The organism is Psychrobacter sp. T6-5 (assembly GCF_052258485.2).
In the GTDB taxonomy this organism is placed as follows: domain Bacteria; phylum Pseudomonadota; class Gammaproteobacteria; order Pseudomonadales; family Moraxellaceae; genus Psychrobacter.
In genome coordinates this window covers 549,581-572,242 of the sequence record NZ_JBQQEY020000001.1, presented here as the reverse complement: position 1 = coordinate 572,242, position 22,662 = coordinate 549,581, and the positions used below count along the sequence as shown (strand labels likewise).

The following is a 22,662-nucleotide window of genomic DNA, read 5'->3' as shown; positions in this document are numbered from 1 at the left end:
GTCTGTAGTTCTTCGTAAAATGAACTTATAGAAATGAAGTATTACTACACAATGGAAAATCCCTCTATTGTGGCTTATAAATAAATATTGAACTTAGCGGCCTTCGCACGCATATCAATAGTTACAAGACATTTAACGATTACACCGAGCATGGCCTGATGCAAATGCTACTAAGGATATAATGACGACAATGACTCAGTCTTCTAATAAAAATCACGCTCATTCTGTCAAACAAGATGATTCTTCTAAGGTGCTGTCTTATGGAGATTATCAAAACTCGCCAATCAAACGTCCTACTAAACGCGTCGGTATTTTGGGCGGCGGTACTGCAGGGTCAACGATTGCTATTCGCCTTGCGGCATTAGGGCTTGAGACTTACTTGTTTGAGAAGAAAAAATCACTCATTGATGGTCCACCAATGTGTCACTTGCATGCTGGCGGCAACTTGTACCGCGAGATACCTGATGAAGATTGTGTGGCGCTCCTCAAGCAATGCATTGATATATTACGTCTCTATCCTTATACCATCGATGTTCGTCCTACTGTATTTGCGGTGCCGACACGCGATGAAGGACTGCCTGAAGACTTGCTACCGCGTTTGGATATTTTGACAGAAGCTTATCAAGAGCTCATCGAGCAGGATGCCAACAATAAAGTACTTGGCGAACCTGAAGATTACTATCAGCTTTATAGCCATGATCAGTTGCTTGAGCTGTCTGAGCGTGAGCAAGTTGCGGTGCCAAGTACGGTCGATGAATGGGTGATACCAGTGGCCAAATACTTAGACTTAAATAAAGTTAAATTTCCACTGATTGTCGTACAAGAGTACGGCTGGAATATCTTTCGCTTGGCGGCTTCTGCGCAGTTGGCGCTTGAAGAATATGACCATGCCCATGTCTTTACTGACACCACAGTACAAAAAGTAGTCCCTGTGGATTGTGAAAACTGTACCAATGCCGATCACCATGTCACCAAATGGCGTATCGATTATCAGCAAGCAAACGACTCTCAAGCTGAATCTATCGAAGTCGATTATTTGGTTAATGCTTGCGGTTTTCGCACTGGTGTCATCGATGACATGGTTGGTGTTGAAGTCACACGCATGGTCGAGTTTAAATCCTCTTATGTCACCCATTGGGGCGATGCAGGCGGGCAGATACCTGAGATTATCGTCTACGGTCAACGAGGTACGCCCGAAGGCATGGCGCAGTTAACCCCCTATCCGGGTGGGTATTTTCAGATACATGGCATGAGTAAAGCCATTACTTTATTTGATGATGGCCTGGTCGCATCTAGCACAGACAGCGCTCAGCCCAAACTACCACAGCAATACGTACACTATATCGAGGATGGCTGGGATAAAGCGCCGCTACAAGCGCGTAGCCAGCAAGCGATTGAATATGTGGCTGAGTTTGTACCGACATTCAATAGTGCACGCACTGTTGGCAATGCGTTATATGGTGGGCAGCAAATTCCTGGAGAAGACGATACGTTGCGAGTAGCTGACGTAAGCTTGTATTCTAATATACGCTACGCCCGTGCAGAAAACGTCAAAGCATCTTCAACCTTGATCGCCGCTGATCAGATAGTGATTGAGCTGACGACGCTGGGATTGATACAAAACGATACGCCAATGAATCGTAGCCGCTACGCACACGAATGGTCGTACTTGACACATAACGACGGTCTGGCTGTTGATAAGGTTGCACGTGTGCTCGCTGAGCAGCGTGGATTCCCAGTAGCGATGGCAGATGTCAATCATAGTATTCGTGAAGCAGCACTGGATGATCTCTCACCTGCTGGTGTATAGTAAAATTGTTTATTTCTAAATTTTGATAGCCAGCACACTAGCCATATAAAAAGGAGCAGACAACCGATATTTGGTTACCTGCTCCTTTTTTACGTGATTGCTTTTAATTGCTCGATTTTACAAAGCTTAGCTGTTGCTACCAGCCATTTTTTCTGTATTTACATGATCATTGATGGTCACGACGGTCTGTAGCATCTCGATTGCCTCGTTGATGGTATTGCACACCACCAAACGATCTAAATCTTGCTGCTTCATAAACCCTTGCTCGGTGGTATATTTTAGATGCTCAATCATACGGTCATAAAAACCATTGATATTGAGAATAATCATCGGCTTTTCGTGCTGATACAGCTGACGCCATGTGGCGATTTCCATGATTTCTTCTAGTGTGCCCAGTCCGCCCGGCAAGGTAATAAAAGCATCGGCGTACTCTGCCATGACTGTCTTACGCGTATGCATGGTATCGGTCAAATGCAAGCGAGTCAGCTGCTCATGAGCGATTTCGTGTTTGAGCATAAAGGTTGGGATGACGCCCACAGCTTCAGCGCCGCCTTTGATGACCTCATCTGCGACCGCGCCCATGAGACCGATGCTAGCACCGCCATATACCAGCCCCATGCCATTATCTGCCAACGCACTACCAAGCTCGCGTGCTGCCTGCTCATACACATCATTGTTGCCCAAGCGTGAACCGCAATATACGGCCACTAGCGGCATCGTCAGTGTTGATTTATCCACGGCTTTTTCTATATTGGTGATGTCTTTGCTCGTGATTACATCATAAGTGTCATCGTTAATTTTCATTTGCATATAGTTTCCTTAATTTATCGATCATTTTTTATTGAGTGTTTGTTATTAGTAAAGGTCAAATACCACACGTTTCATTTATAGTGTTATGCACATCATTTATAGAATGAGTTCAACCAAGTTATACAAAACTTGAAAGTCATATTTGAGTACCTGTCTCGCTAGTATTTATCTTAACATAAGCAATGCTACCACATAGTCACAACGATTTATCACTACGCAACAACTACATTTTAAAGATGGGAATTGGTGACTCATCGCAGTTTAATAATCACTATCTACTCATAAAAAACATGAAGGTATCACGATGGATAATCACAACGCTGCTTCTGCCGCAGAGCATGCAGAAAGTATTATTAACAATCCTTTGATTAGTCCTAATATTGCTGATGGTGCAACCAATATCAACACGTACTCGTTGAGTATCATGACCGATCGCAATCAAGCATTGGCAGCCACTGTCTATCGCCCTAAAGAGGAAACGACAACAGCGATCATGATCGCGCCCGCCACCGGTATCAAACGCCATTTTTACCATAGTTTTGCCCTGTATTTAGCAGAGAGCGGATTCGGCGTACTGACTTTTGATAATGAAGGGATTGGTGAGTCGCTTTCGACCCATCTGGCCAAGTGTGATGCTTCACTGATAAGTTGGGGTCGCCACGATATGCCTGCCGTACTTGATGCACTGCAAGATGAATTTCCTGAGGCGTCTTATCACCTTGTCGGTCATAGCGCAGGCGGGCAGCTTATCGGTTTGATGCCAAACTATCAGGCGATTACTTCCGTATTCAATGTCGCATGCTCTTCAGGCCGTATCAAAAACATGGGTATGCCTTATAAGCTCAAAGCCATGGGATTTATGGATGCGTTTATCCCATTCACCAATTTAACACTAGGCTATACGCCTTCAGACAAGATTGGCATGGGCGAGCCACTACCGCGCGGCGTGGCTCGTCAATGGCGTGAATGGTGTAATGGCGCAGGCTATATCAAAACTGCTTTTGGTAAAAGTATACACACCCATTTTTACGATGCACTCAACATGCCAGCATTGTGGCTTGGCTTTAGTGATGACGATATTGCCAATAGCGAAAACATGGATGACATGATACGCGTATTTACGAACATGCCCGTCGAAAAGCGGTTTTTAAATCCTGAAGATTTCGGATTAAATCAGATCGGCCACATGCGCTACTTTAGTAGTAAAACCAATGCTAAAGCGCCAGAACTTTGGCAAATGGCAGTAGATTGGTTTAGTAAAGGTGAATAGCGTTGTTCGTCCATCAGTATAAGAAGCCATAGCGACTGATATCATTTATTTGCATCAATACACAAAATCGGTGAATCCGCTTTTATTACTCAGCATTGTTTGTTTTTTCTGCTTCTATCCGCTTCTTCAGGGCAGAATACAGTGACGGCTGCATATTATGAATATTGCCTATCATCCATTTGACATAGTTGATAGGCACTTCTTTGATTGGCTTCCCTTTATGCTTACCAAATGGCATCTTGCTCACAGGCGTCGCTTTATTTGAGATAGCATGTGCCGCGGCAAAGTCCGTCGGCGCAATCTCTAAACGCTCACAGCAGGCCTGATAAAGCAAATAACACATCCGTGCATCCCCTAGCGCGTCATGAGCGGCAATCGTCATTGCACTCGCCTCACCCTTACCCAATAACTGTTCGATACACTTGGATTGACCATAAGCGTGCCACTCTGGAAAGGCAGCACGCGCGAGTCTCACGGTACAAATGAGCTTAGCAGAAGGACTGCCAATCACTCGCCAATCAAAGCGTACATTATGGCCAATCAAATACTCTGGCAGCTCAAACTGATCCAACTCAAAACGCTCAAGACCAGCCACATCAGCATCAGTAATGCCATGCACCTTGATGACGACAGGCGATATAGAGCGGCCGCTATTGAAGTACTTCATCCACTCAAATCCAGTTGCCACGTTGATAGTCGCCACTTGAATCGGCCTCGGATCACGGCCTTGATCGGTTTCAGTATCGATGACAAGCGCCGTTTCAGCCATAGTAGCCGTATCTGTAATGTCAGCCGTGTTCAAAGCATCATTCATAAAAAGTTAACCATTCGTAGCACCATCATCGCTCAACCGAAGCGTTAAGTAGACAAAATTATATTTGCTGTGCTTGTATTTAACTACATCTGTATTTATGGGGATAAAAGTCATAGATAACAATGCTATACATACCTTAGCAGATAGGGCTTTTATAATATTAGCTCATATAACATCAAACAGATAAGAGACATCAATGCTAGCAGATGGAAAAAGCCAACCACCGAAGCCTTCTTTTGTCAGTCGTGTACTTGGCGTACTGATTAAAGCGGTTGTATTGATAGGATTCTTATTTGTCTTTGATAAGCTGCTACCCAGCATTAGCGAGCAGACCCAATCATTTGTGGTCGCCAAGTGGCAACAGCTGAGTCTATTACAGCAAGAGCTGCCCACAGAAAACAGTCTCCCCAGTCCACTGCCAGAGAAAAACCTAACAGACACTTGGGGTGCGGCACGCAGTCAAGGACGCTCACATGAAGGCATCGATATCTTTGCAGAACGTGGCACGCCGATACAATCGACCACGCAGGGAATTGTGAGTAAGGTTGGTGAGAATAACTTGGGTGGGCGCGTGGTCGTTGTTGTAGGGCCTGGCGGTGCTGGTCATTATTACGCGCATCTAGAAGAATATGCCGATATTGCGCCCAATGATTGGGTTAATCAAGGCGATATTATCGGTTATGTGGGTGATAGCGGTAACGCAAAAGGGACACCGCCACATGTGCATTACGGTATTTATATTAATGGCAGTGCCGTAAATCCTTACCCGCTTTTGCAAAAAGACTAGGTATACTAAATTAGTCATGCTAAATAAATGCGCATGACGAGTCTAAACAATATGGGGCAAGGCCTGTACTAATTTGTCGCAGCCGACCTTACATACGCGGCTGGAAATACCACGCTAAATGTCGACCCCTCTCCCTCTACTGAGTCAATCTGTAACTGTGCCTCATGCTGATGCAAAACGTGCTTCACAATAGCCAAACCTAAGCCCGTACCGCCTGTGGCACGACTACGCCCTTTATCAATACGATAAAAGCGCTCTGTCAAACGCGCAATATGCTCTGGTGCAATACCAAGCCCATCGTCCTCAACCGCAAATCGGCACCCATCCGATGTCTGTGTCCAGCTGATGGTAATATTACCGCCTTTTGGCGTATATTTAATCGCATTGATGACCAGATTGGACAAAGCGCTGATCAAGTACACCTCCGACCCATATAACCCGTCATAAGTATCTATGTGCAAATGAATGGTGTGCTTGTACGCTTGGTTATATGCCTGCGCATCATCATAGATATTGGTGAGAAGTTTGGTCATATCGACATCATTAAACTCATGCGTCTCTTCGATTTCAATCTTGGAGAGCAGTAGTAAGTCATTTACGATTCGATTCATACGGGCTGTTTGCTGGGTCATCAGCTCAAAACCGCGACGCCACTGTGGCGGCATATCTGGCTGGTCAGAGAAGTTCTCCAAATAGCCCATCATCACTGTCAGTGGCGTGCGTAGCTCGTGGGAGACATTCGCCACAAAGTCTTGGCGCATTTGCTCTAAATGCTGTACGCGGGTCACGTCATAAATAAACAATAGCTTCTCATTACCAAAAGGCGTGAGCTCACACTTTAGATAACGGCTAGGATCGCGCCACGATTCTATATGGACACCATCGTTCGGCAGGGTGGTATTTTGATAGTACTGGCGAAACTCAGGCACGGTGATAAAGTCAAAAATACTTTGTCCTTTGTCAGCTGGCTGCAGTGATAGTAGATCCTGCGCTGCCTGATTCCACCACTCTAACCCATCCTCTTCATTCAGTAAGATGACCGCATCTCGCAATGCTCGCAGCGCACTTCTGATTTTCTCCAGTTGCTCCGCCGCATTTTGGCTAGCGATTTGTGCTGGCGCATCTTGCTGGTCATTATTATAGTTATGGTCTTTTTTCTTTTTTGCTGGCGCTATCTTGTTCATTTCTTATCCTTACCACTATCCGCTATTTTATTTATTGTTATGGTGGCATTGTTCGTACAAGATCAAGTTATAAAAAATCAACTCATAAAAGATTAGCTTGGCTCAATGAGACTAGAGAACCGATAGCCTGTACCGCGCACCGTTTGTATCAATGTATCACAATCATAAGGGCGCAATAGTTTACGTAGACGCTTGATATGTACATCAATGGTTCGATCTTCGATATAAACGTTACCGCCCCAAACCTGATCGAGCAGCTGCGTTCTTGTGTAGGCGCGCTCTGGGTGACTCATAAAAAATGCTAACAAGCGATATTCTGTCGGGCCGACCTCGATGACTTTTCCTGCGGCTGTCACGCGCTGGCTTTTGGTATCGAGACTCAGCTGACCAATTTCGATAGGCTTGTCGCTACTCATCGCGCTACTACGGCGCAAGACGGCTTTGATTCTGGAAATCAGCTCACGCGTCGAAAAAGGCTTGGTCATATAGTCATCTGCACCTGCGTCAAGGCCGTGAACCTTACTGTCTTCTTCGCTTTTGGCCGTTAGCATAATGACGGGGATCTCAGAGAGCATCTCATCGCTTTTGAGCATACGACAAAAATCAACACCGCTCTTGTCTCCGGGCAACATCCAATCTAATAATATTAATGACGGTCTATGATCGACCACTTGCTGATGCGCTTCTGATACGTCAGCCGCTTGTAGGCTATCAAACCCAGCCATTTCTAGCGTCATCACAACCATTTCACGAATCGCAGGTTCATCTTCAACAATCAAAATTTTCTCATTATACATAGGACATTCTCGGTGTTAGCGGACAAAATCTGGCATATAAAAAGGCGATAAATACTCACCAGTCTCTATCTATTAAACGGATTAATTATGACAGCCTGATGACACTCTGGTGTCAGATCTCCAATAGAAAATTAAGTGGTCCATCATTGACGCTTTCAACTTGCATATCAGCGCCAAACTGACCAGTGGCTACATTTGAATACTGGGTTTTGGCATAATCGATGAGTTGCTCGAACAGCGCTTGTGCCGCATCAGGTGCCATCGCGCCACCAAAGTCAGGGCGGCGACCTTTATCCGTTTTTGCCATCAGCGTAAATTGTGACACTAATAACAATCCACCATCAACTTGCTGGACGTTTTTATCCAGTTTACCAAATTTAGCAGGGTCGTCATCATTTTCAAAAATACGATAGGTCAAGATTTTGTCAATCATCCGCTGGGCGGCGGCGAAATCATCATCATGACCCAACCCAATATAGGCCAATACCCCATGATCAATTTTGCCAACACAATGCTCATCGATAGTGACGCTCGCACGGCTCACTCGTTGTATCAGTGCTTTCATTTACGACCTTCTTTATTTATAAATGGCTTACAGTTTATGGTCAGACAATAATACGCTGTCCATGATAAAATATGACCATTAACTTGCCTATGCAATAATGACATCACATCCTATTTTGGTAGCCTTATTATGAATGTATTTACCACCTTACAACAGCTGGTACCGCAGCAGCAACTCAGTAAAGTCGCTGGACGTTTGGCCGCCAGTCGTCATCCTTATGTCAAACGTACCTTTATCCGTGGTTTTGCCAAAGCTTATAACATCAGCTTAGATGAGTATGAGCGCCAGAGCCTCAACGCTTATGAGAGTTTTAATGACTTTTTTACCCGTGAGCTAAAAGAAGATGCTCGCACCATCGATACCACTGCAAACGGCATCGTAAGTCCTGCTGACGGCATTATCTCTCAGCTTGGACAAATTAAAGATCATAAAATGCTACAAGCCAAAGGTCGTCATTATGACGTTGGCCAATTGCTTGCTGATAGCGAAGATGGCAGTTATTTTGCCGATGGTAGCTTTGCAACAATCTATCTAGCACCTAGCAACTATCATCGTGTTCATATGCCATTTACTGGTACGCTAACCAAGACTCGCTACGTCCCTGGTACACTGTTTTCGGTCAACAATACCACGGCAGCTAATGTGCCGGACTTGTTTGCGCGTAATGAGCGTCTGGTCTGCATGTTTGATACCAAGTATGGCAAAGCAGCCGTTGTCATGGTAGGCGCGATGATTGTCGCTGGTATCGAAACTGTCGCGACAGGTAAGATTGCTCGCACGGATGATATACAGGAAGCGGATCACGATATGCAGTTTGCGGCAGGCGAAGAGCTTGGTCGTTTTTATTTAGGCTCAACGGCTATCGTAGTGTTGCCAAAAGCAGCAAAAGCTGACTGGCTAGATAGTATGAATGCCAATAGCGTGGTACAAATGGGCCAACTATTGGGAATGGCAAACGCTCAGTAGCATGACTGTGTAAAAGCGCCCAAGAATATCAGCCCAGTGAAGCATAGATCACAATGCTCAACTGGGCTTTTTTATGCCTAGCGTTTTTATAGATTTACGCGTCGATCAACCATCCTTGCTCGGTGGCATATTCGATATTCTGTGATAGCCAATCATGAATGGGAGGAAAGCTGTCTTTGATAAAAGCAAGCGCCGCCGCCACTTGCGAGCGCGTCACCTGAGACTCAATCCACGTTTTTCCCTCAGTATTGAGATTAAGTAAAAACGGTAATAAACGATCAACCACTCTGAGCAACTGAGTCTCTTTACTACTGCCCGTTTCTTGCTCCTCCCAAACCTCACTCAAAGCCGCGATGCCGTTACCACGCTCTGCTTGCAATCGGGCGATGCCAACGCGTTCTTCAATATGTGCGTCGCTACGACTGTTTGCAAACAAGAATGTATCACCAGCGTCAATCTCACCCAAATCATGTACCAGTGCCATTTTGAGTAGTTTCTCGTGATTGACATTTAGCTCAAACAACTCAGCAATTGACCAGCACGCCATGGCTAAGTGCCAAGAATGTTCGGCAGAGTTTTCTCTGCGTGTGGTATGGGTCACGTAACTACGGCGATTTACGCGTTTGAGCGCATCTAGCTCTAGTAAGAAATGAGTGACATCCTCTATGTCGATAGTTGCAGCAGATTTTTGATCGGTCAATGACGTCAGTGTGTTTGAGGACATATTTCTCTCTGATTTTTTGATAATTTTACACATTACGGTGTGGCTAACAACAAAATAGCGCTGATGTTATCAAGCGCTATCTTTTACAAGTAATTGGGTTAAATGACTGAGTACCCTATTATATAACCATCTACTTAATCAAATTCAGAATGGTTTTGAAGGCAGGATCTTCACTGCTACGGCACAGTTCAAACAAAATGGTTTCTACTGTCGAGATTATCCCACCTGCACGGCGAATGCGACGAATGGCTTGTTTTTTGTCGTATGGAAAACGCGAGCCAACAGCATCGCCAATAATGACCGGTTGCATGCCATTGTCTAGCAAATCAAGCGCGGTCTGTAACACACAGACGTGCGCCTCAACTCCGATAAGCAATACGGTACTACGGTTTTGCTGCGCTAAATGATGCCATGTGTCATTGTTATCGCAGGCACTAAACGTGACTTTTTCAAAGCTCTTTGCATTGTCGCCCTCTAGCACATCACGAAGCTCTGGCAAGCTATCACCCAATCCTTTTTTGTACTGCTCGTTGAGCATGATGGGGATACCGAGCGCTTGCAGTCCTTTGATTATGGTCACTGTTTTTTTGATGATATTCTCGTGATCATAGATATGTGGCGTGAGGCGTTCTTGTACATCAATAATCATCGCTTGGGTGTTTTCACGAGCAATTCGGTAAGTACGATCAGTAATCATCGTAGACATAATACACTCCTTGTACGGCTGATATTTATTATTAAAAGCTATTTTAAAATGACCATCATTAGAATTTTCATCAATAATAGTCTTAGCTCAGCTCACCCTTATTTAGTCACAGTTTCTTGAATGCGTCAATGGAGATAATTTTCATCAGTACCTATGTGCTCTTGACTACGCCAAGCATTGACTCGCTCATTATACTCACAAAAAACCCCCAGCTATCACGGCTAGGGGTCATTATTAGAGCGTTCTTAATCAACAAATGTTACAAACTGGCTACCGATTTTAAAATTAAACACGCTCGATAATAGTCGCGATGCCTTGACCCAGACCGATACACATCGTCGCTAGACCGATTTCAGTATCTGACTGCTCCATTGCATTGAGCAAGGTAACTGTAATACGAGCACCTGAACATCCGAGTGGATGACCCAGAGCAATCGCGCCACCGTTGATGTTGACGATGTCTTGCTTGTCGGTCAAGTTCAGTGCTTTTAGGACTGATAATCCTTGCGCGGCAAAGGCTTCGTTTAGCTCGATGGTTTGCATGTCACCGATATTCATGCCAGCACGTTTCAGTGCTTTTTGTGTGGCAGGGACAGGACCATAGCCCATGATGGCTGCATCACAACCAGCAACGGCCATGCTACGGATACGGGCACGCGGTTTGAGACCAAGATCTTTTGCTTTTTGTGCACTCATCACTAGCATCGCTGATGCACCGTCAGATAGTGCAGATGACGTTGCTGCTGTGACAGTACCGCCTTTTGGATCAAACGCTGGACGTAGTTTTTGCATTTGCTCCATGGTCGCGTCTGGACGGATGACTTCATCCACGGTACATAGTTGCAAGCGACCATCAGCATCATGACCTTCGATACCGATGATTTCATTGTCAAAACGACCCTCAGTGGTCGCTGCCCATGCACGGCGATGCGACTCAAGACCAAAAGCATCTTGCTCTTCACGCGTAATGCCATTCATACGACCTAGCATCTCAGCAGTCAAACCCATCATGTTTGAGGCTTTTGCATAGTGCTTAGAGGCGGCAGGGTTTAGATCAATACCATGCATCATGCCAACGTGACCCATGTGCTCAACACCGCCAATGATAAAGACATCACCTTGGTTGGTCATGATTTGTGCAGCTGCGGTATGTAGTGCCTGCATAGATGAGCCGCACAAACGGTTAACCGTTTGTCCACCAGCGGTTTTTGGAATACCCGCCAAGAGGCCAATGTTACGACCGATGTTCATGCCCTGCTCTAGTGTCTGGTTGACACAGCCCCAGATAATATCTTCGATGTCATTGGTATCGAAGTCGTTACGTTCGACCAGCGCACGTACCAGTTCAGCTGAGATGTTATCAGCACGTACATGGCGGAACATACCGTTTTTGGTTTTGCCCATTGCCGAGCGTACGCCATCTACGATGACCACATCATTTGGACTTAAAGTTGTCATACTATCTTCCTTTTCAATTTTTATTGTCAGTGTAGAGCGTTCACGTCAGTGTTATGATTTATTTATCTTACGCTATACATCATGTGCAATATGCGTTGACGTTGAGTATCATTTAGCACGCTGTCGTGAATCAGCTAAAACAGCACGTCTGTCATGAAAAAATAGTGATAAATCCATTGCTATCTTTGTTTTGACAGACGTACCACACTTATCCTAATACGGTATGTTCATTACTCAACTGAGTAAAAAGTCTCGCCTGCGGCTGCCATATCGCGAATCTTTTGCGGGGCTTCATATGCTTTGCCAAGATGAGCGTACTTTTCACATAGTGCCAAGTAATTATCTAGACCCATTTGGTCGACATAACGGCAAGGGCCACCGCGGAATGGCGGGAAACCGACGCCCATAATCATCGCCATGTCGGCCTCGCTTGGAGTGCTCACGATGTTGTCTTCTAGGCAGCGAACGGTTTCGTTGCAAAACGCTAGCATAGTGCGGTCGATGATCGCTTGATCGTCGAACTCTTGCTTGTCACTGTCAGTCGTGGTTTTTAGCAACTCATAAGTGGCTTCGTCAGCAACTTTCTTTGGCTTGCCGCGCTTGTCAGTTTCATACTTGTAGAAACCTACGCCGTTTTTCTGACCGAGACGCTCGTTCTCATATAGATGCTGAATCGCGCCTTTATAGTCTGGTTTCATGCGATCTGGGAAACCATCCGCCATGACTTCTGCGCCATGTACACCGGTATCTAAACCGACCACGTCGATTAGGTATGCAGGGCCCATTGGCCAGCCGAATTTTTCCATGACTTTATCAACATGAGCAAAGTCAGCACCTTGCTTGAGCAATAAATCAAACGCGCCAAAGTATGGGAACAATACGCGGTTGACCAAGAAACCTGGGCAATCGTTAACCACAACTGGCACTTTACCCATTTTTGAGGCGAGTGCTACGGTAGTCGCGATGGCTTCTTCAGAAGATTTTTCACCGCGGATAACTTCAACGAGTGGCATGCGATGTACTGGGTTGAAGAAATGCATACCAACGAAGTTTTCTGGACGCTCAAGCGCTTCTGCTAGGAACGTAATGGAGATAGTCGAGGTGTTTGACGCTAGGATACAATCGTCTTTTACTAGGCCTTCTACTTCTTTTAATACCGCACGCTTCACGTTTGGATTTTCTACGACCGCTTCGATAACGATATCAGTCTCGCTAAAGTCACCGTAGTTCAAAGTAGGACGGATACGGCTTAAGGTTTCACCCATTTTCGCTGGGGTCATCTTCTTACGTTCAACCATTTTACCAAGCAGTTTGCTGGCTTCGCCCATACCAAGGTCTAATTGCTCAGATTTGATATCTTTCATGATGATTGGCAAGCCTTTGCTGGCTGCCTGATACGCGATACCGCCACCCATGATACCAGCGCCTAATACAGCCGCTTCATTGATGTCATGTGCAAGTTTACTGTGTTTTTTGGCCAGTTTTTTGACCAGCTGATCGTTTAAAAATAGACCAACCAAGCTCTCTGCTTGTGGGGTTTTAGCAGCTTTTGCAAAACCGGCGGCTTCAACTTCAATCGCTTCGTCACGCGATAGATTGACGTGTTTTTCGATCGCTTCAATCGCGAGGGCTGGTGCTGGGTACTGCCTAGGATTGGCTTTAGCGAAAATAGCACCTTTGGCACTGTTAAACGCCATGGCTTGCTCAAGCTGGTTTAGCTTAACAGGAGCCAGTTTTTCTTCACGCTTCGCTTGCCAATCAAGCTCACCTGAGATACATTTTTTGACCAGATCAATGGCTGCATCTTGCAAGTCATCAGCTGGTACGGTTGCATCAACCAAGCCTAACTTTAGCGCATCAAGTGGTTTTTTTGGTGTACCAGTAGCGATAAGCTCAAGCGCATTATCGATACCGATAATACGCGTACTACGAACCGTACCACCAAATCCAGGGAAGATACCCAATTGGGTTTCTGGTAGACCGATGATCGCTTTGTCACTCATGACGCGGTATTCACAAACTAACGTCATCTCACAGCCGCCGCCCATTGCCGCGCCATTGATGGCAGCCACTTTCGGGAATGGCAAATCTTCAAAACGATTGAACGCGTCATTGACATGAACGACCCAATCTTTGATCTCGCTTTCTGACTTTTTGAAAGAAGCCACAAACTCTGTGATATCAGCACCAGCGATAAACACGCCTTTGCCTGAAGTGACGATAAGACCTTTGACGTCGTCCGCTTTTTCTAAAGCGGTAACGGCTTCACCAAACTGCTTGTTGGTTTCGGCATCAAATTTGTTCACGCTCTCATTTTCGGCGTTGTAGTGCATGTTGGCGATGCCATCCTCTAGCATTGTCACCGTGATGCGATTTCCTTGGTATACCATTTGAAACTCCTTTCTATATAACGAAAGCTACGTTTTGAATTAAAATAAATAGCCAGTTACTGTTAGTAAAATGGGTAATAGCACTGTGCGCCTGTGATGTCGTAAAGACAAACACATAGAGGGCGCACGAGTGAAAATGTCTTTATTATCCAACGCTCATGATGTGATACCTATTTTGACGTCTCTTGTACCCCATCACACGGCGCTTTATTTATATGTTGCAAATACTGCTATTAAAATACTGACTGAGACATGGTCTAACACTGACAATTGATTACTGAATACGCTGAGTAAAAACCCATTACAGTCAACATCAGACCATTTTCACGTCAATTAGTGTAGGGGATTATGCCCCTAACTGTCACAAGCTAATGCCATACTCGCAAGTCACTCTTAAATCACCTGTAGGCATTTACCTTATGCGCAAAGTGTTTTAGTGAATACTTGTATACTGAGTTGCTATTTTGAATATATTCCGTCTTGCTCTTCTTTACTGTATACCACCTCAAGGGTGATAAACCGTTGGTGTAGCCCAATTAATATGACTTACTTAGCTTGCGCTTTTATCAAAGCATATTCAACCAGCAAGTGACATCAGCGATACGTAACCAAGACTTGTTGTAAGGTTACGATTGTACTGCTTCATTTTTGAACAGATGACAGCCATAAAATGCAAAAAACAAACGATTGATACGGTGTCTCACACGAGCAATATGACCTATCATGCTACACTAATACCGTTTTTACCTTGTCCTTAATAAGTTTTCATTGTATCCCTGATAAATGGTTGGATTATGACGGTTTCCCTTATTTCTAGCGCTACCTCTTCTGGCTTTACCCCTTTTAACGCTGTCTCTTTTCAAAGCACTAAGCAATTTCATGGTGCTGTGCGAGCGCAATTGGCGCAAGATATTGAGGTCTTGTTTGCTTATGCCAAGCTCCCTAGCCCACTGGTAGATGCCTGTCGTTATGTGATGACTGGACAAGGTAAATTGGTGCGCCCATTGATGGTTGCCAGTGCTTTTGCCAGTATTAATAGCGGTAATAGTGAACGTACAGACGAGCGCAATGACGACATCGACATGCTCAATGCTGAACTAGACTCATTGCTAGAAAATGACTCGGACTATGATATGTCGCGCCGTGCTGCATTGGCCGTAGAGCTACTACACACTTATTCGTTGGTGCATGATGACCTGCCGTGTATGGATGATGACGAGCTGCGCCGTGGGCAACCGACTGCTCATATTGCCTTTGATGAAGCGACGGCACTGCTAGCAGGAGATGTGTTGCAGACACTCGCGTTTGAAGTATTGACCGCAGAGATGCCAACCTTTGCGCCATTCGACGCGGATATCGCAAGTCAGCTATTGGCCATATTTGCCCCGCGCGCACGACGCATGGTGTCAGGTCAAATGCTAGACCTTAATGCCGAAGCCAGTGCCAGTATCGCGCAGGATGATTTAGAAGCCATCCATCGTGATAAAACAGGGGCGTTGATTGAAGCGGCGATGCTTATGGGCGGCGTTTGTGCGGGCGCAACGGCGCCACAGCGCATGGCGTTGGAAGAATGCGCCCAACATATCGGTCTTGCCTTTCAAGTTCAAGACGATGTATTGGACGTCACGATGACGACTGACACGCTGGGTAAACCTGCGGGTAGTGATGAGAAATTAGATAAATCTACCTATGTAAAACTGATGGGTGTCGATGATGCGACCAAATATGCGCAATCGCTTTTCAATGACGGACGCGCGGCTATCAGTCGCGAACTCAGCGATAATCAAGACAATGACGCACTACTGGCGTTGATTGAATGGCTGTGGTCACGTAAGAAATAGCTAGTGAATAGCCGCTGAATAAAAACAGCTCAGAAAGTTTTATCACCTCAAACGGCAGTGAGTGGTCAACATGGACAGTTCCCCTACCCCGCGTATTTATCTTGGCACTGGTGGCTATAGCGACACCGACTTGCTCGGTACGCTGTATCCTACTGGCACCAAAAAGACCGACTTTCTACGTGAATACGCCAAACAATACGGTGCAGTCGAAATCAATAGCACCTTCTATGCGCCAATTGGGCAAAAAGCCTTTGCAGGCATGATTGATAAAGCCTATGCCCAAGCCGACAGTCAGCTCAAATTCGCCGTTAAACTGCATCAAGACTTTACCCATGCACGCAAGGGTACTGCCGAGCACGCACAGGCATTTTTAAATGCCCTATCCCCACTTATTGAAGCGGATGCGTTAGCGCCTTTATTACTACAATTCCCACATGGTTTTGATCGTACTCGCGAGCATCGTCTGTATCTTGCCAACCTTGTAAGCTGGTTTAAGGACTATCCGCTCGCCATCGAGTTTCGTCATAACGGCTGGCACACCCCGCAAGTAATTGATAGCTTTGTACAGCAAGGACTGATTTGGTGTAGCGTCGACTATCCTAAAGTTGGCGGGCTACCACCATCACGACTGATATTTACTGAACGTACGGGATATCTGCGTATGCATGGTAATAACCTAAACTGGTGGGATGCGATGAGCGCGGCCGATCGTCATGACTATCGCTATAGTGAGGCAGAGATGCAGGGCTGGGCACAGGCGATTGCCAATCAGCGCCAGCATTTTGATGTGCTTTATATCTTCTTTCAAAACACGGTCAATGCGCATGCTTATTATAATATTGCAATGCTTAGAGAAGCGTTGACGGCGCACAACTTTGACGTATTGTAATTAATCTAAACCCAACCCTTAAATTAATAAGAGCGCTATGGATTCACTCAGTCAAATCGTCTTAGGTGCGAGCGTCCAAGGGACAATACTTGGTAAATATCAGGGTCGTAAAGCCTACCTATACGGGGCGATACTGGGCACGCTACCTGACTTGGATGTGCTTATCAGCTACCCCGATCCCATCAGTGACATGACCTACCATCGCAGCTTTAGTCACTCCTTATTTGTCCTGAGCGCATTAGGTATCGTCGGCGCTTGGCTCATTAGCCGCTATCATCACTGGCGCGATATGCCGCTACCTTATTCAACGCGGCGCTTAGCACTCGCCATGACGTTAGTTTTGACTACCCATCCTATCTTGGACAGCTTTACGGTCTACGGCACACAATTATTTTGGCCATTGCAAGATCCTTTGCAGATAACCCCAATCAGTATTGCCTCCGTCTTTATTATTGATCCACTCTATATCCTTCCGTTACTTATAGCGGTAATCGTGGGAATTATTAAAGGGTGCAAACTTGCGGTATTCAAGGCAGGCCTGCTGGTCAACTGTCAACGCATTGCCGTTTGGATGCTACTACTCAGTAGTAGTTATTTACTGCTCGGCTTAGGATTAAAATGCCACGCACAGTCCCAAGCTAAGCAAACTTTGGCAGCGGCTAAGGTCAATACCACACGCCTTAAAACAATGCCCGTGTTGCCAACGATACTCATGTGGCGTACCGTTGCCGAAGACGATCAAAATAGATTGATCGAGTTGCGCGGTAGCGTTTTGGATAGCCGCTTACCTGAATATCGCTACCTAACTCAGTACGACAATGCGCAAACGCTACGGGCAAACATACCAGCGCAAAGCAAACCCTACGCCCAGCGGCTAGATTGGTTCTCTGGTAACTGGACAGGGTATCGCGTCCAAATGTTACCCGCCGCTTCTACTACTAGCGATGCAACCGAACAACTGGTCGTCGATGATTTGCGTATGATGGCAGGTGACACTGCATTCTTTAGTTTTGTATTAGCAGACAAAGCCAATACAAATGCGCAATGGCAAGCCATCACCCCAATAGACGCACCTGTTATCGCAGTAGACAACGAGCCTACACTGTCACGTTTTGAGCTGATTCAGCAAGGCTTTGCACGGGTATTTGATGAGTCGATTGTAAGTGGCGATGGTTGGAAAGTGGTTGAATAAGGAATGGTGCTCCAAAAAGGAAAGTGCTAATACATTGGTATTTTCTATACATACTTGCAATATTAAGGTAAGTCATTATGCAAGAACTTCAAAATACAACAAACAACATTGTGATAGCTATCAAGGAGTTCACTCGCTCAATCGACTCTAGCAACGATTATAGAGGAGATATATCCTCACTAATTCAAGTCACTTCAAATCTCGAATTGGTAAATTTAGACTATTGGGAGCGTCTGATTCGTAGTGAAATTAATAACAACCTACACTCTGCTATTCGGTCAAAATGGGAAATCTGGTTTCAACCAAGCGTGAAATTGACTTGGTTGGGCATCGTACATGGAGATGGCTATAAACGAGAAAAAAGTTTACGAGCGCTATCGGAAGGTGCACCTAACGCATTTTTCCTTGCTTTATTCGTTCGCAGATTGAATGATTGGGTTCCACAAGTTCGTAAAGCTGCAAGAGAAGCACTTCCTTCATTAATCAAAAGCACGGCACCCGAGCATGTTGCAGAAGTACTCTGTATGCTTCTTTTAAGCTGGCATTCATGGGGGAAAATGGAAGAAACAGACAAGCAGATATTTTTGGACATGGTTATTTCTGAAGAAATTTCCTTATTACTTAAATCTCGTCTGATATCCTCTACATCAGGACCAATGCCTTTACTGCTTTCACAAACTGGTCGTACCGGTATTCTCGATAATCATCTCAATGAAATTGCTAGTGCTGCTGTCCAACCTTACGTGAGAGCCAAAGCGTATCGTAGCTTATTTGAAGGTCGTATAACGTGGGTTGAGAGTCGAAAATGGCAATGGATTGATAAATACTACGGCGAGAAAAAGTTAATACCAATTATTGCTGAAAGAAAAATTGACGTGCAAATACCTTTTCTTGAATTATTAAATAAATCAGCTGTTGACCGTTCTCCTATTGTCAGACAAGTTTCTGCCGAATTTCTTATTAGAAATATTGAAAGCTTAGGTATCCAAGCTAGAATTTTTGCAGAAAAATTTGCAGCTGATAAGTCCAGTAATGTCGCAGAGCAAGGGAAATTTGTACTAAGAAAACTAAATGAAAAAGCTTTAGAAAACGATATAAAGAATTAACTAAGCCCAATAAAAAAAGGATACCTAATCGTATCCTTTTTTAACTCCCCAATATAGCGATCACCATTAACATTGTCATATCTATATGAGTTGCGGAGACAGTTTGTGGATTTTATTACATGGGCGCAGACTTAATATACCAACCTACACTCGCAAACAGCAGTACCGCCAGCACCGCACCAAATACTTCTACTGCAAACAGCATTTGCCCCATCGGTTCTGCCGAGCGTGGGAAGATATTAGTGATACCTAGTACATACACCACAAAGTACTCCACCGCGAGCAGCAGTAGTATTTTGCCGCGCATCGCGTGACCGTCAATACCCGCGAACAGCTGCCAAATGCTCAACAGCCCAAGTGTGATCAAAAACACATTAAATAGCGTCATCACCATCGGTGAGTAGTCAGGCAGCACCCGTATCCCGATCAAATTGCTAAATATCATAAAGCACAAATTGATGACCAAGAGTGTCAATATGGCAAGTACTGTGATGCGCGCTTTATTCACCGTGCCCTCGTTTTATTCTCATGGTTGATAGTGCGTATTATAGCGCTGGTGGGGTCATTTTTGCCGATATCAGTTAGCTTGCAACGTCACGCTTTGCCTGCCATTCCTTTTTTAAGATGGCATATTGCAAAGTGTCTTCATACTTTGGCGTGCCGTCTGCATTTTTGATAAATGAGATAAATTCCACAAAGCGCCCTTCTTTACGCATACCCAAGCGCTCGCACAGTTTTTGTGAGGCAACATTGTCTACTTCGACATAAGCATAGACCCGTCTGGCATCGTCTTTGTCAAACAAATAATCAATAAATGCCTGCGCGCTCTCGCTGGCGTAGCCTTTGCCGTGAAATCGCTCATTAAAGTTCCAACCGACAGAATAGGTGTCGGGCTCTTCTTTAACATAGAATATCTCGCCAATCACTTTGCCCGTCTCACTCAGACACACGGCGAGATAGTCACCCTCGTCTTTTTGTCGTTTGGCGATTTTTGCCAGTGCCTCATCCATCGAGGTGATTTTATCGCCTGCAAAACAGCTGGGAATGGGATTGGACAAATAGGCAAATAAGTCAGCAGCATCGTCAGCGGTAAAGGGGCGCAGATTTAGGCGCGGTGTTTGTAAGGTTATCATTATATTTTCTCATTATTATTATCTGGCTAGGTCATGCTTTATCAAAGTCAGAAAAGTAACTATAAGGCATCGCTATCTTACCGTGGTATTTTTATTGTCCTATTAATTTTTATCAAAATACAAACCAAAAAAAAGGACACCTCGCGGCGTCCTTTTTTCAAATCAAATACTTGGTTGAATATTACGCTTCAACGCCAGCATCTTGACCTTTGTATTTTGCGTTTGCGTAGTCCCAATTCACTAGCTTGTCTAGGAACGTGTCAACATAGTCAGGACGACGGTTACGGTAATCTACATAGTACGCGTGTTCCCATACATCACAAGTCAATACCGCGACTTGGTCGTGTGCCAATGGGGTATCAGCGTTAGTAGTTTTGGCGATTGATAGCTTGCCACCGACTTTATCAGCGACTAGCCATGCCCAACCTGAACCAAACTGAGTCAATGCTGCGTTTTTGAACTCTTCACGGAACTTATCATAGCTACCGAAATCTTCTTCGATTTTTGCTTTTAAGTCGCCAGTAGGTTCGCCGCCGCCGTTGGTTGGCGTCATGCAGTTCCAATAGAACGTGTGGTTCCATACTTGGGCTGCTTGGTTGAACATACCTTGCTTGCTTTCATCTTTAGCAGTGGCTGTGATGATTTCTGGCAATGTTTTGTCTTCTAGACCAGAACCTGGCAGCATGTCTTTTAGCTTGTTTACATAAGCGGCATGATGCTTGTCATGATGGTACTCTAGCGTCTCGGCGCTGATATGCGGCTCTAGCGCGTCTTTTGCATATGGTAGGTCTGGCAGTGTAATGTTTGACATAATTATTTTATCCTTGCTTATTTAGCCACTCATACTATTGTCTCTCTAAACTTAGGCAAACCTAAAAGTAGATACGCCTTATGAACAGAAACACTTAGTATCGAGCTAAATTGACTGAGTTTATTGTTTGAAGTGAATGTTATCGCTTAATACACGTTATTGCGTAACACAGTATCACGTATTATTATGAATCCAAAATTAACCTAGCTGTTATTCTTAGTCCACGAGTCAAGTCTTTGACTGCATAGACCTTTATTAACTTAATATTCACAAGCTATAAGATATATTTCACTGTAGCTTGGTATCTATTATAGCAACAGCAACCAATAATATCAGTTACCAAATGTTATAGCTCGTATATTCTGCATCGTCACTGGTTATTTATTCAACGATGACCTTTTACCTCGTCAAACCCTATGCCATTAGTACTAACATCGTTATCGAGATCGATCTATATAGCACTTATAAAAATACCAAAAGTTAAAGCTCGGCTAATTCATTCATTTTTTTTATATAACGGAACGACCCTATGAGTACTACTGATACCTCGTTAAATGCTACCCAATCGACCTCTGATAACCAGTGGGTGCTCGCCAGTAATAATAAAGGCAAATTGGCTGAGTTCAAAAGATTGTTTGCCGAAGCGAACTTGGACGTGACGATCATCCCGCAAGGTCAGCTTGATATCGACGATGCGATTGAGGACGGGTTGAGCTTTGTCGAAAATGCCATTATCAAAGCACGCCATGCCAGCCGTATCAGCGGACTTCCTGCGATTGCTGATGACTCGGGGCTGTGCGTGCCTGCACTCGGTAATGCCCCCGGCATCTACTCGGCGCGCTATGCTGGCGAGCACGGTAACGATAGTAAAAACAACGCCAAACTCATTGCTGACTTACAGCCTATTCGCGCAGCAGAGCCTGAGACTCCTATTAAAGGTATGTTCGTTTGCGTATTGGCGATGGTGCGTCATGCCGATGATCCATTACCGATTATCGCTCAAGGATTATGGCATGGCGAAATCTTGGATACGCTGCATGGTGACGGCGGTTTTGGCTATGATCCATTATTTTGGTTACCTGATTTGCAAGCCAGTGCGGCAAGCCTAAGCGCTGCTGATAAAAACAGCATCAGTCATCGTGGTCAAGCGATTCAGCAGTTATTGGCACAGTTGCCTTTATAGGCTCTCTTGAAAAATAAGTGCGCTTGTAATAGCAAAAAACCTCAGAAACCCTGCCGTCAAAGAGATAATTTTTACTTTAATAAGCAGATAGATTATACTGTTCTACTTTTAAAATTTTGTTGAAATCCGTTATTTGGCTGTATAATTCACCAAAAAGCGTTATTATGCGGTGCATTAACGGTTTATGATTGATATTTGATAGCACTAACAACTTGGGCAAATTTGC

General features: G+C 44.9%; 21 protein-coding genes. 9 read left to right on the top strand and 12 right to left on the bottom strand.

Annotated features, from left to right (window positions below; translation table 11 throughout):
• Positions 1-181 precede the first annotated feature (181 nt).
• Positions 182-1,810 carry an FAD-dependent oxidoreductase gene (locus ACTXGK_RS17100; protein ID WP_443517679.1) on the top strand — a complete coding sequence of 543 codons (1,629 nt, stop codon included), beginning with the start codon at positions 182-184 and terminating at the stop codon, positions 1,808-1,810.
• A 126-nt stretch (positions 1,811-1,936) separates the two neighbouring features.
• Here the strand turns inward: ACTXGK_RS17100 and ACTXGK_RS17095 are convergent, their stop codons facing one another.
• Positions 1,937-2,620: an LOG family protein gene (locus ACTXGK_RS17095; protein ID WP_238039010.1), complete on the bottom strand. Its 684-nt coding sequence runs from the start codon at positions 2,618-2,620 to the stop codon at positions 1,937-1,939.
• Positions 2,621-2,924: 304 nt separating this feature from the next.
• On the opposite strand from ACTXGK_RS17095, the gene ACTXGK_RS17090 reads away from it, so the two are divergent.
• Positions 2,925-3,890, top strand: coding sequence for an alpha/beta hydrolase family protein (locus ACTXGK_RS17090; RefSeq protein ID WP_443517680.1), 966 nt, complete (start codon positions 2,925-2,927; stop codon positions 3,888-3,890).
• A gap of 85 nt (positions 3,891-3,975) precedes the next feature.
• Here the strand turns inward: ACTXGK_RS17090 and ACTXGK_RS17085 are convergent, their stop codons facing one another.
• Complete coding sequence (locus tag ACTXGK_RS17085) at positions 3,976-4,704, bottom strand: 3'-5' exonuclease (protein WP_443517681.1); 729 nt, start codon at positions 4,702-4,704, stop codon at positions 3,976-3,978.
• A gap of 196 nt (positions 4,705-4,900) precedes the next feature.
• On the opposite strand from ACTXGK_RS17085, the gene ACTXGK_RS17080 reads away from it, so the two are divergent.
• Positions 4,901-5,491: a M23 family metallopeptidase gene (locus ACTXGK_RS17080; protein ID WP_443517682.1), complete on the top strand. Its 591-nt coding sequence runs from the start codon at positions 4,901-4,903 to the stop codon at positions 5,489-5,491.
• Positions 5,492-5,559: 68 nt separating this feature from the next.
• Here the strand turns inward: ACTXGK_RS17080 and phoR are convergent, their stop codons facing one another.
• The 3 genes from phoR to dtd all read right to left on the bottom strand — a co-directional run bounded on the left by phoR (position 5,560) and on the right by dtd (position 8,037).
• On the bottom strand, positions 5,560-6,675 hold the full coding sequence (phoR, locus tag ACTXGK_RS17075; protein ID WP_443517683.1) for a phosphate regulon sensor histidine kinase PhoR: 1,116 nt from the start codon (positions 6,673-6,675) through the stop codon (positions 5,560-5,562).
• A 92-nt stretch (positions 6,676-6,767) separates the two neighbouring features.
• Positions 6,768-7,472, bottom strand: a complete 705-nt coding sequence (gene phoB, locus ACTXGK_RS17070) for a phosphate regulon transcriptional regulator PhoB (protein ID WP_058025125.1) — start codon at positions 7,470-7,472, stop codon at positions 6,768-6,770.
• A gap of 112 nt (positions 7,473-7,584) precedes the next feature.
• Positions 7,585-8,037: a D-aminoacyl-tRNA deacylase gene (gene dtd, locus ACTXGK_RS17065; RefSeq protein ID WP_443517684.1), complete on the bottom strand. Its 453-nt coding sequence runs from the start codon at positions 8,035-8,037 to the stop codon at positions 7,585-7,587.
• A 129-nt stretch (positions 8,038-8,166) separates the two neighbouring features.
• Between dtd and asd the strand changes: the two genes are divergently transcribed.
• Positions 8,167-9,003 carry an archaetidylserine decarboxylase gene (gene asd / locus ACTXGK_RS17060; RefSeq protein ID WP_371532976.1) on the top strand — a complete coding sequence of 279 codons (837 nt, stop codon included), beginning with the start codon at positions 8,167-8,169 and terminating at the stop codon, positions 9,001-9,003.
• Between the two features lie 94 nt (positions 9,004-9,097).
• Here the strand turns inward: asd and ACTXGK_RS17055 are convergent, their stop codons facing one another.
• The 4 genes from ACTXGK_RS17055 to fadB all read right to left on the bottom strand — a co-directional run bounded on the left by ACTXGK_RS17055 (position 9,098) and on the right by fadB (position 14,281).
• Positions 9,098-9,727 (bottom strand): HD domain-containing protein, encoded by a 630-nt coding sequence (locus ACTXGK_RS17055; protein ID WP_443517685.1) that lies wholly within the window; start codon positions 9,725-9,727, stop codon positions 9,098-9,100.
• A gap of 130 nt (positions 9,728-9,857) precedes the next feature.
• Positions 9,858-10,433, bottom strand: a complete 576-nt coding sequence (locus ACTXGK_RS17050) for an isochorismatase family protein (RefSeq protein ID WP_201599966.1) — start codon at positions 10,431-10,433, stop codon at positions 9,858-9,860.
• A 285-nt stretch (positions 10,434-10,718) separates the two neighbouring features.
• Positions 10,719-11,891, bottom strand: a complete 1,173-nt coding sequence (gene fadA, locus ACTXGK_RS17045) for an acetyl-CoA C-acyltransferase FadA (RefSeq protein WP_443517686.1) — start codon at positions 11,889-11,891, stop codon at positions 10,719-10,721.
• 230 nt (positions 11,892-12,121) lie between these two features.
• The gene (gene fadB / locus ACTXGK_RS17040; protein ID WP_443517687.1) at positions 12,122-14,281 is read right to left on the bottom strand and encodes a fatty acid oxidation complex subunit alpha FadB; all 2,160 of its coding nucleotides are present in this window, start codon (positions 14,279-14,281) and stop codon (positions 12,122-12,124) included.
• A 794-nt stretch (positions 14,282-15,075) separates the two neighbouring features.
• Here fadB and ACTXGK_RS17035 point away from each other — a divergent pair.
• From ACTXGK_RS17035 to ACTXGK_RS17020, 4 genes are all read left to right on the top strand, one after another.
• Positions 15,076-16,122: a polyprenyl synthetase family protein gene (locus ACTXGK_RS17035; protein WP_443517688.1), complete on the top strand. Its 1,047-nt coding sequence runs from the start codon at positions 15,076-15,078 to the stop codon at positions 16,120-16,122.
• A 70-nt stretch (positions 16,123-16,192) separates the two neighbouring features.
• Complete coding sequence (locus tag ACTXGK_RS17030; RefSeq protein WP_443517689.1) at positions 16,193-17,011, top strand: DUF72 domain-containing protein; 819 nt, start codon at positions 16,193-16,195, stop codon at positions 17,009-17,011.
• 37 nt (positions 17,012-17,048) lie between these two features.
• Positions 17,049-18,203: a metal-dependent hydrolase gene (locus ACTXGK_RS17025; protein WP_443517690.1), complete on the top strand. Its 1,155-nt coding sequence runs from the start codon at positions 17,049-17,051 to the stop codon at positions 18,201-18,203.
• A gap of 77 nt (positions 18,204-18,280) precedes the next feature.
• The gene (locus ACTXGK_RS17020) at positions 18,281-19,309 is read left to right on the top strand and encodes a hypothetical protein (protein WP_443517691.1); all 1,029 of its coding nucleotides are present in this window, start codon (positions 18,281-18,283) and stop codon (positions 19,307-19,309) included.
• A 115-nt stretch (positions 19,310-19,424) separates the two neighbouring features.
• Here ACTXGK_RS17020 and ACTXGK_RS17015 read toward each other — a convergent pair whose 3' ends face one another.
• The 3 genes from ACTXGK_RS17015 to sodB all read right to left on the bottom strand — a co-directional run bounded on the left by ACTXGK_RS17015 (position 19,425) and on the right by sodB (position 21,253).
• Positions 19,425-19,817, bottom strand: coding sequence for a DUF8051 family protein (locus ACTXGK_RS17015; RefSeq protein WP_443517692.1), 393 nt, complete (start codon positions 19,815-19,817; stop codon positions 19,425-19,427).
• Between the two features lie 73 nt (positions 19,818-19,890).
• Entirely contained in the window at positions 19,891-20,442 is a 552-nt protein-coding gene (locus ACTXGK_RS17010; RefSeq protein ID WP_443517693.1) for a GNAT family N-acetyltransferase, read from the bottom strand.
• Positions 20,443-20,623: 181 nt separating this feature from the next.
• On the bottom strand, positions 20,624-21,253 hold the full coding sequence (gene sodB, locus ACTXGK_RS17005) for a superoxide dismutase SodB (RefSeq protein ID WP_443517694.1): 630 nt from the start codon (positions 21,251-21,253) through the stop codon (positions 20,624-20,626).
• Between the two features lie 529 nt (positions 21,254-21,782).
• Here sodB and rdgB point away from each other — a divergent pair.
• On the top strand, positions 21,783-22,436 hold the full coding sequence (gene rdgB / locus ACTXGK_RS17000; protein WP_443517695.1) for an RdgB/HAM1 family non-canonical purine NTP pyrophosphatase: 654 nt from the start codon (positions 21,783-21,785) through the stop codon (positions 22,434-22,436).
• Positions 22,437-22,662: the final 226 nt, after the last annotated feature.

What these genes read in the sequence shown, in the direction of transcription:
- ACTXGK_RS17100 (WP_443517679.1), top strand. Translation starts at nt 182, where the DNA reads ATGACGACAATGACTCAGTCTTCTAATAAAAATCACGCTCATTCTGTC.
- ACTXGK_RS17095 (WP_238039010.1), bottom strand. Translation starts at nt 2,620, where the DNA reads ATGCAAATGAAAATTAACGATGACACTTATGATGTAATCACGAGCAAA.
- ACTXGK_RS17090 (WP_443517680.1), top strand. Translation starts at nt 2,925, where the DNA reads ATGGATAATCACAACGCTGCTTCTGCCGCAGAGCATGCAGAAAGTATT.
- ACTXGK_RS17085 (WP_443517681.1), bottom strand. Translation starts at nt 4,704, where the DNA reads ATGAATGATGCTTTGAACACGGCTGACATTACAGATACGGCTACTATG.
- ACTXGK_RS17080 (WP_443517682.1), top strand. Translation starts at nt 4,901, where the DNA reads ATGCTAGCAGATGGAAAAAGCCAACCACCGAAGCCTTCTTTTGTCAGT.
- phoR (WP_443517683.1), bottom strand. Translation starts at nt 6,675, where the DNA reads ATGAACAAGATAGCGCCAGCAAAAAAGAAAAAAGACCATAACTATAAT.
- phoB (WP_058025125.1), bottom strand. Translation starts at nt 7,472, where the DNA reads ATGTATAATGAGAAAATTTTGATTGTTGAAGATGAACCTGCGATTCGT.
- dtd (WP_443517684.1), bottom strand. Translation starts at nt 8,037, where the DNA reads ATGAAAGCACTGATACAACGAGTGAGCCGTGCGAGCGTCACTATCGAT.
- asd (WP_371532976.1), top strand. Translation starts at nt 8,167, where the DNA reads ATGAATGTATTTACCACCTTACAACAGCTGGTACCGCAGCAGCAACTC.
- ACTXGK_RS17055 (WP_443517685.1), bottom strand. Translation starts at nt 9,727, where the DNA reads ATGTCCTCAAACACACTGACGTCATTGACCGATCAAAAATCTGCTGCA.
- ACTXGK_RS17050 (WP_201599966.1), bottom strand. Translation starts at nt 10,433, where the DNA reads ATGTCTACGATGATTACTGATCGTACTTACCGAATTGCTCGTGAAAAC.
- fadA (WP_443517686.1), bottom strand. Translation starts at nt 11,891, where the DNA reads ATGACAACTTTAAGTCCAAATGATGTGGTCATCGTAGATGGCGTACGC.
- fadB (WP_443517687.1), bottom strand. Translation starts at nt 14,281, where the DNA reads ATGGTATACCAAGGAAATCGCATCACGGTGACAATGCTAGAGGATGGC.
- ACTXGK_RS17035 (WP_443517688.1), top strand. Translation starts at nt 15,076, where the DNA reads ATGACGGTTTCCCTTATTTCTAGCGCTACCTCTTCTGGCTTTACCCCT.
- ACTXGK_RS17030 (WP_443517689.1), top strand. Translation starts at nt 16,193, where the DNA reads ATGGACAGTTCCCCTACCCCGCGTATTTATCTTGGCACTGGTGGCTAT.
- ACTXGK_RS17025 (WP_443517690.1), top strand. Translation starts at nt 17,049, where the DNA reads ATGGATTCACTCAGTCAAATCGTCTTAGGTGCGAGCGTCCAAGGGACA.
- ACTXGK_RS17020 (WP_443517691.1), top strand. Translation starts at nt 18,281, where the DNA reads ATGCAAGAACTTCAAAATACAACAAACAACATTGTGATAGCTATCAAG.
- ACTXGK_RS17010 (WP_443517693.1), bottom strand. Translation starts at nt 20,442, where the DNA reads ATGATAACCTTACAAACACCGCGCCTAAATCTGCGCCCCTTTACCGCT.
- sodB (WP_443517694.1), bottom strand. Translation starts at nt 21,253, where the DNA reads ATGTCAAACATTACACTGCCAGACCTACCATATGCAAAAGACGCGCTA.
- rdgB (WP_443517695.1), top strand. Translation starts at nt 21,783, where the DNA reads ATGAGTACTACTGATACCTCGTTAAATGCTACCCAATCGACCTCTGAT.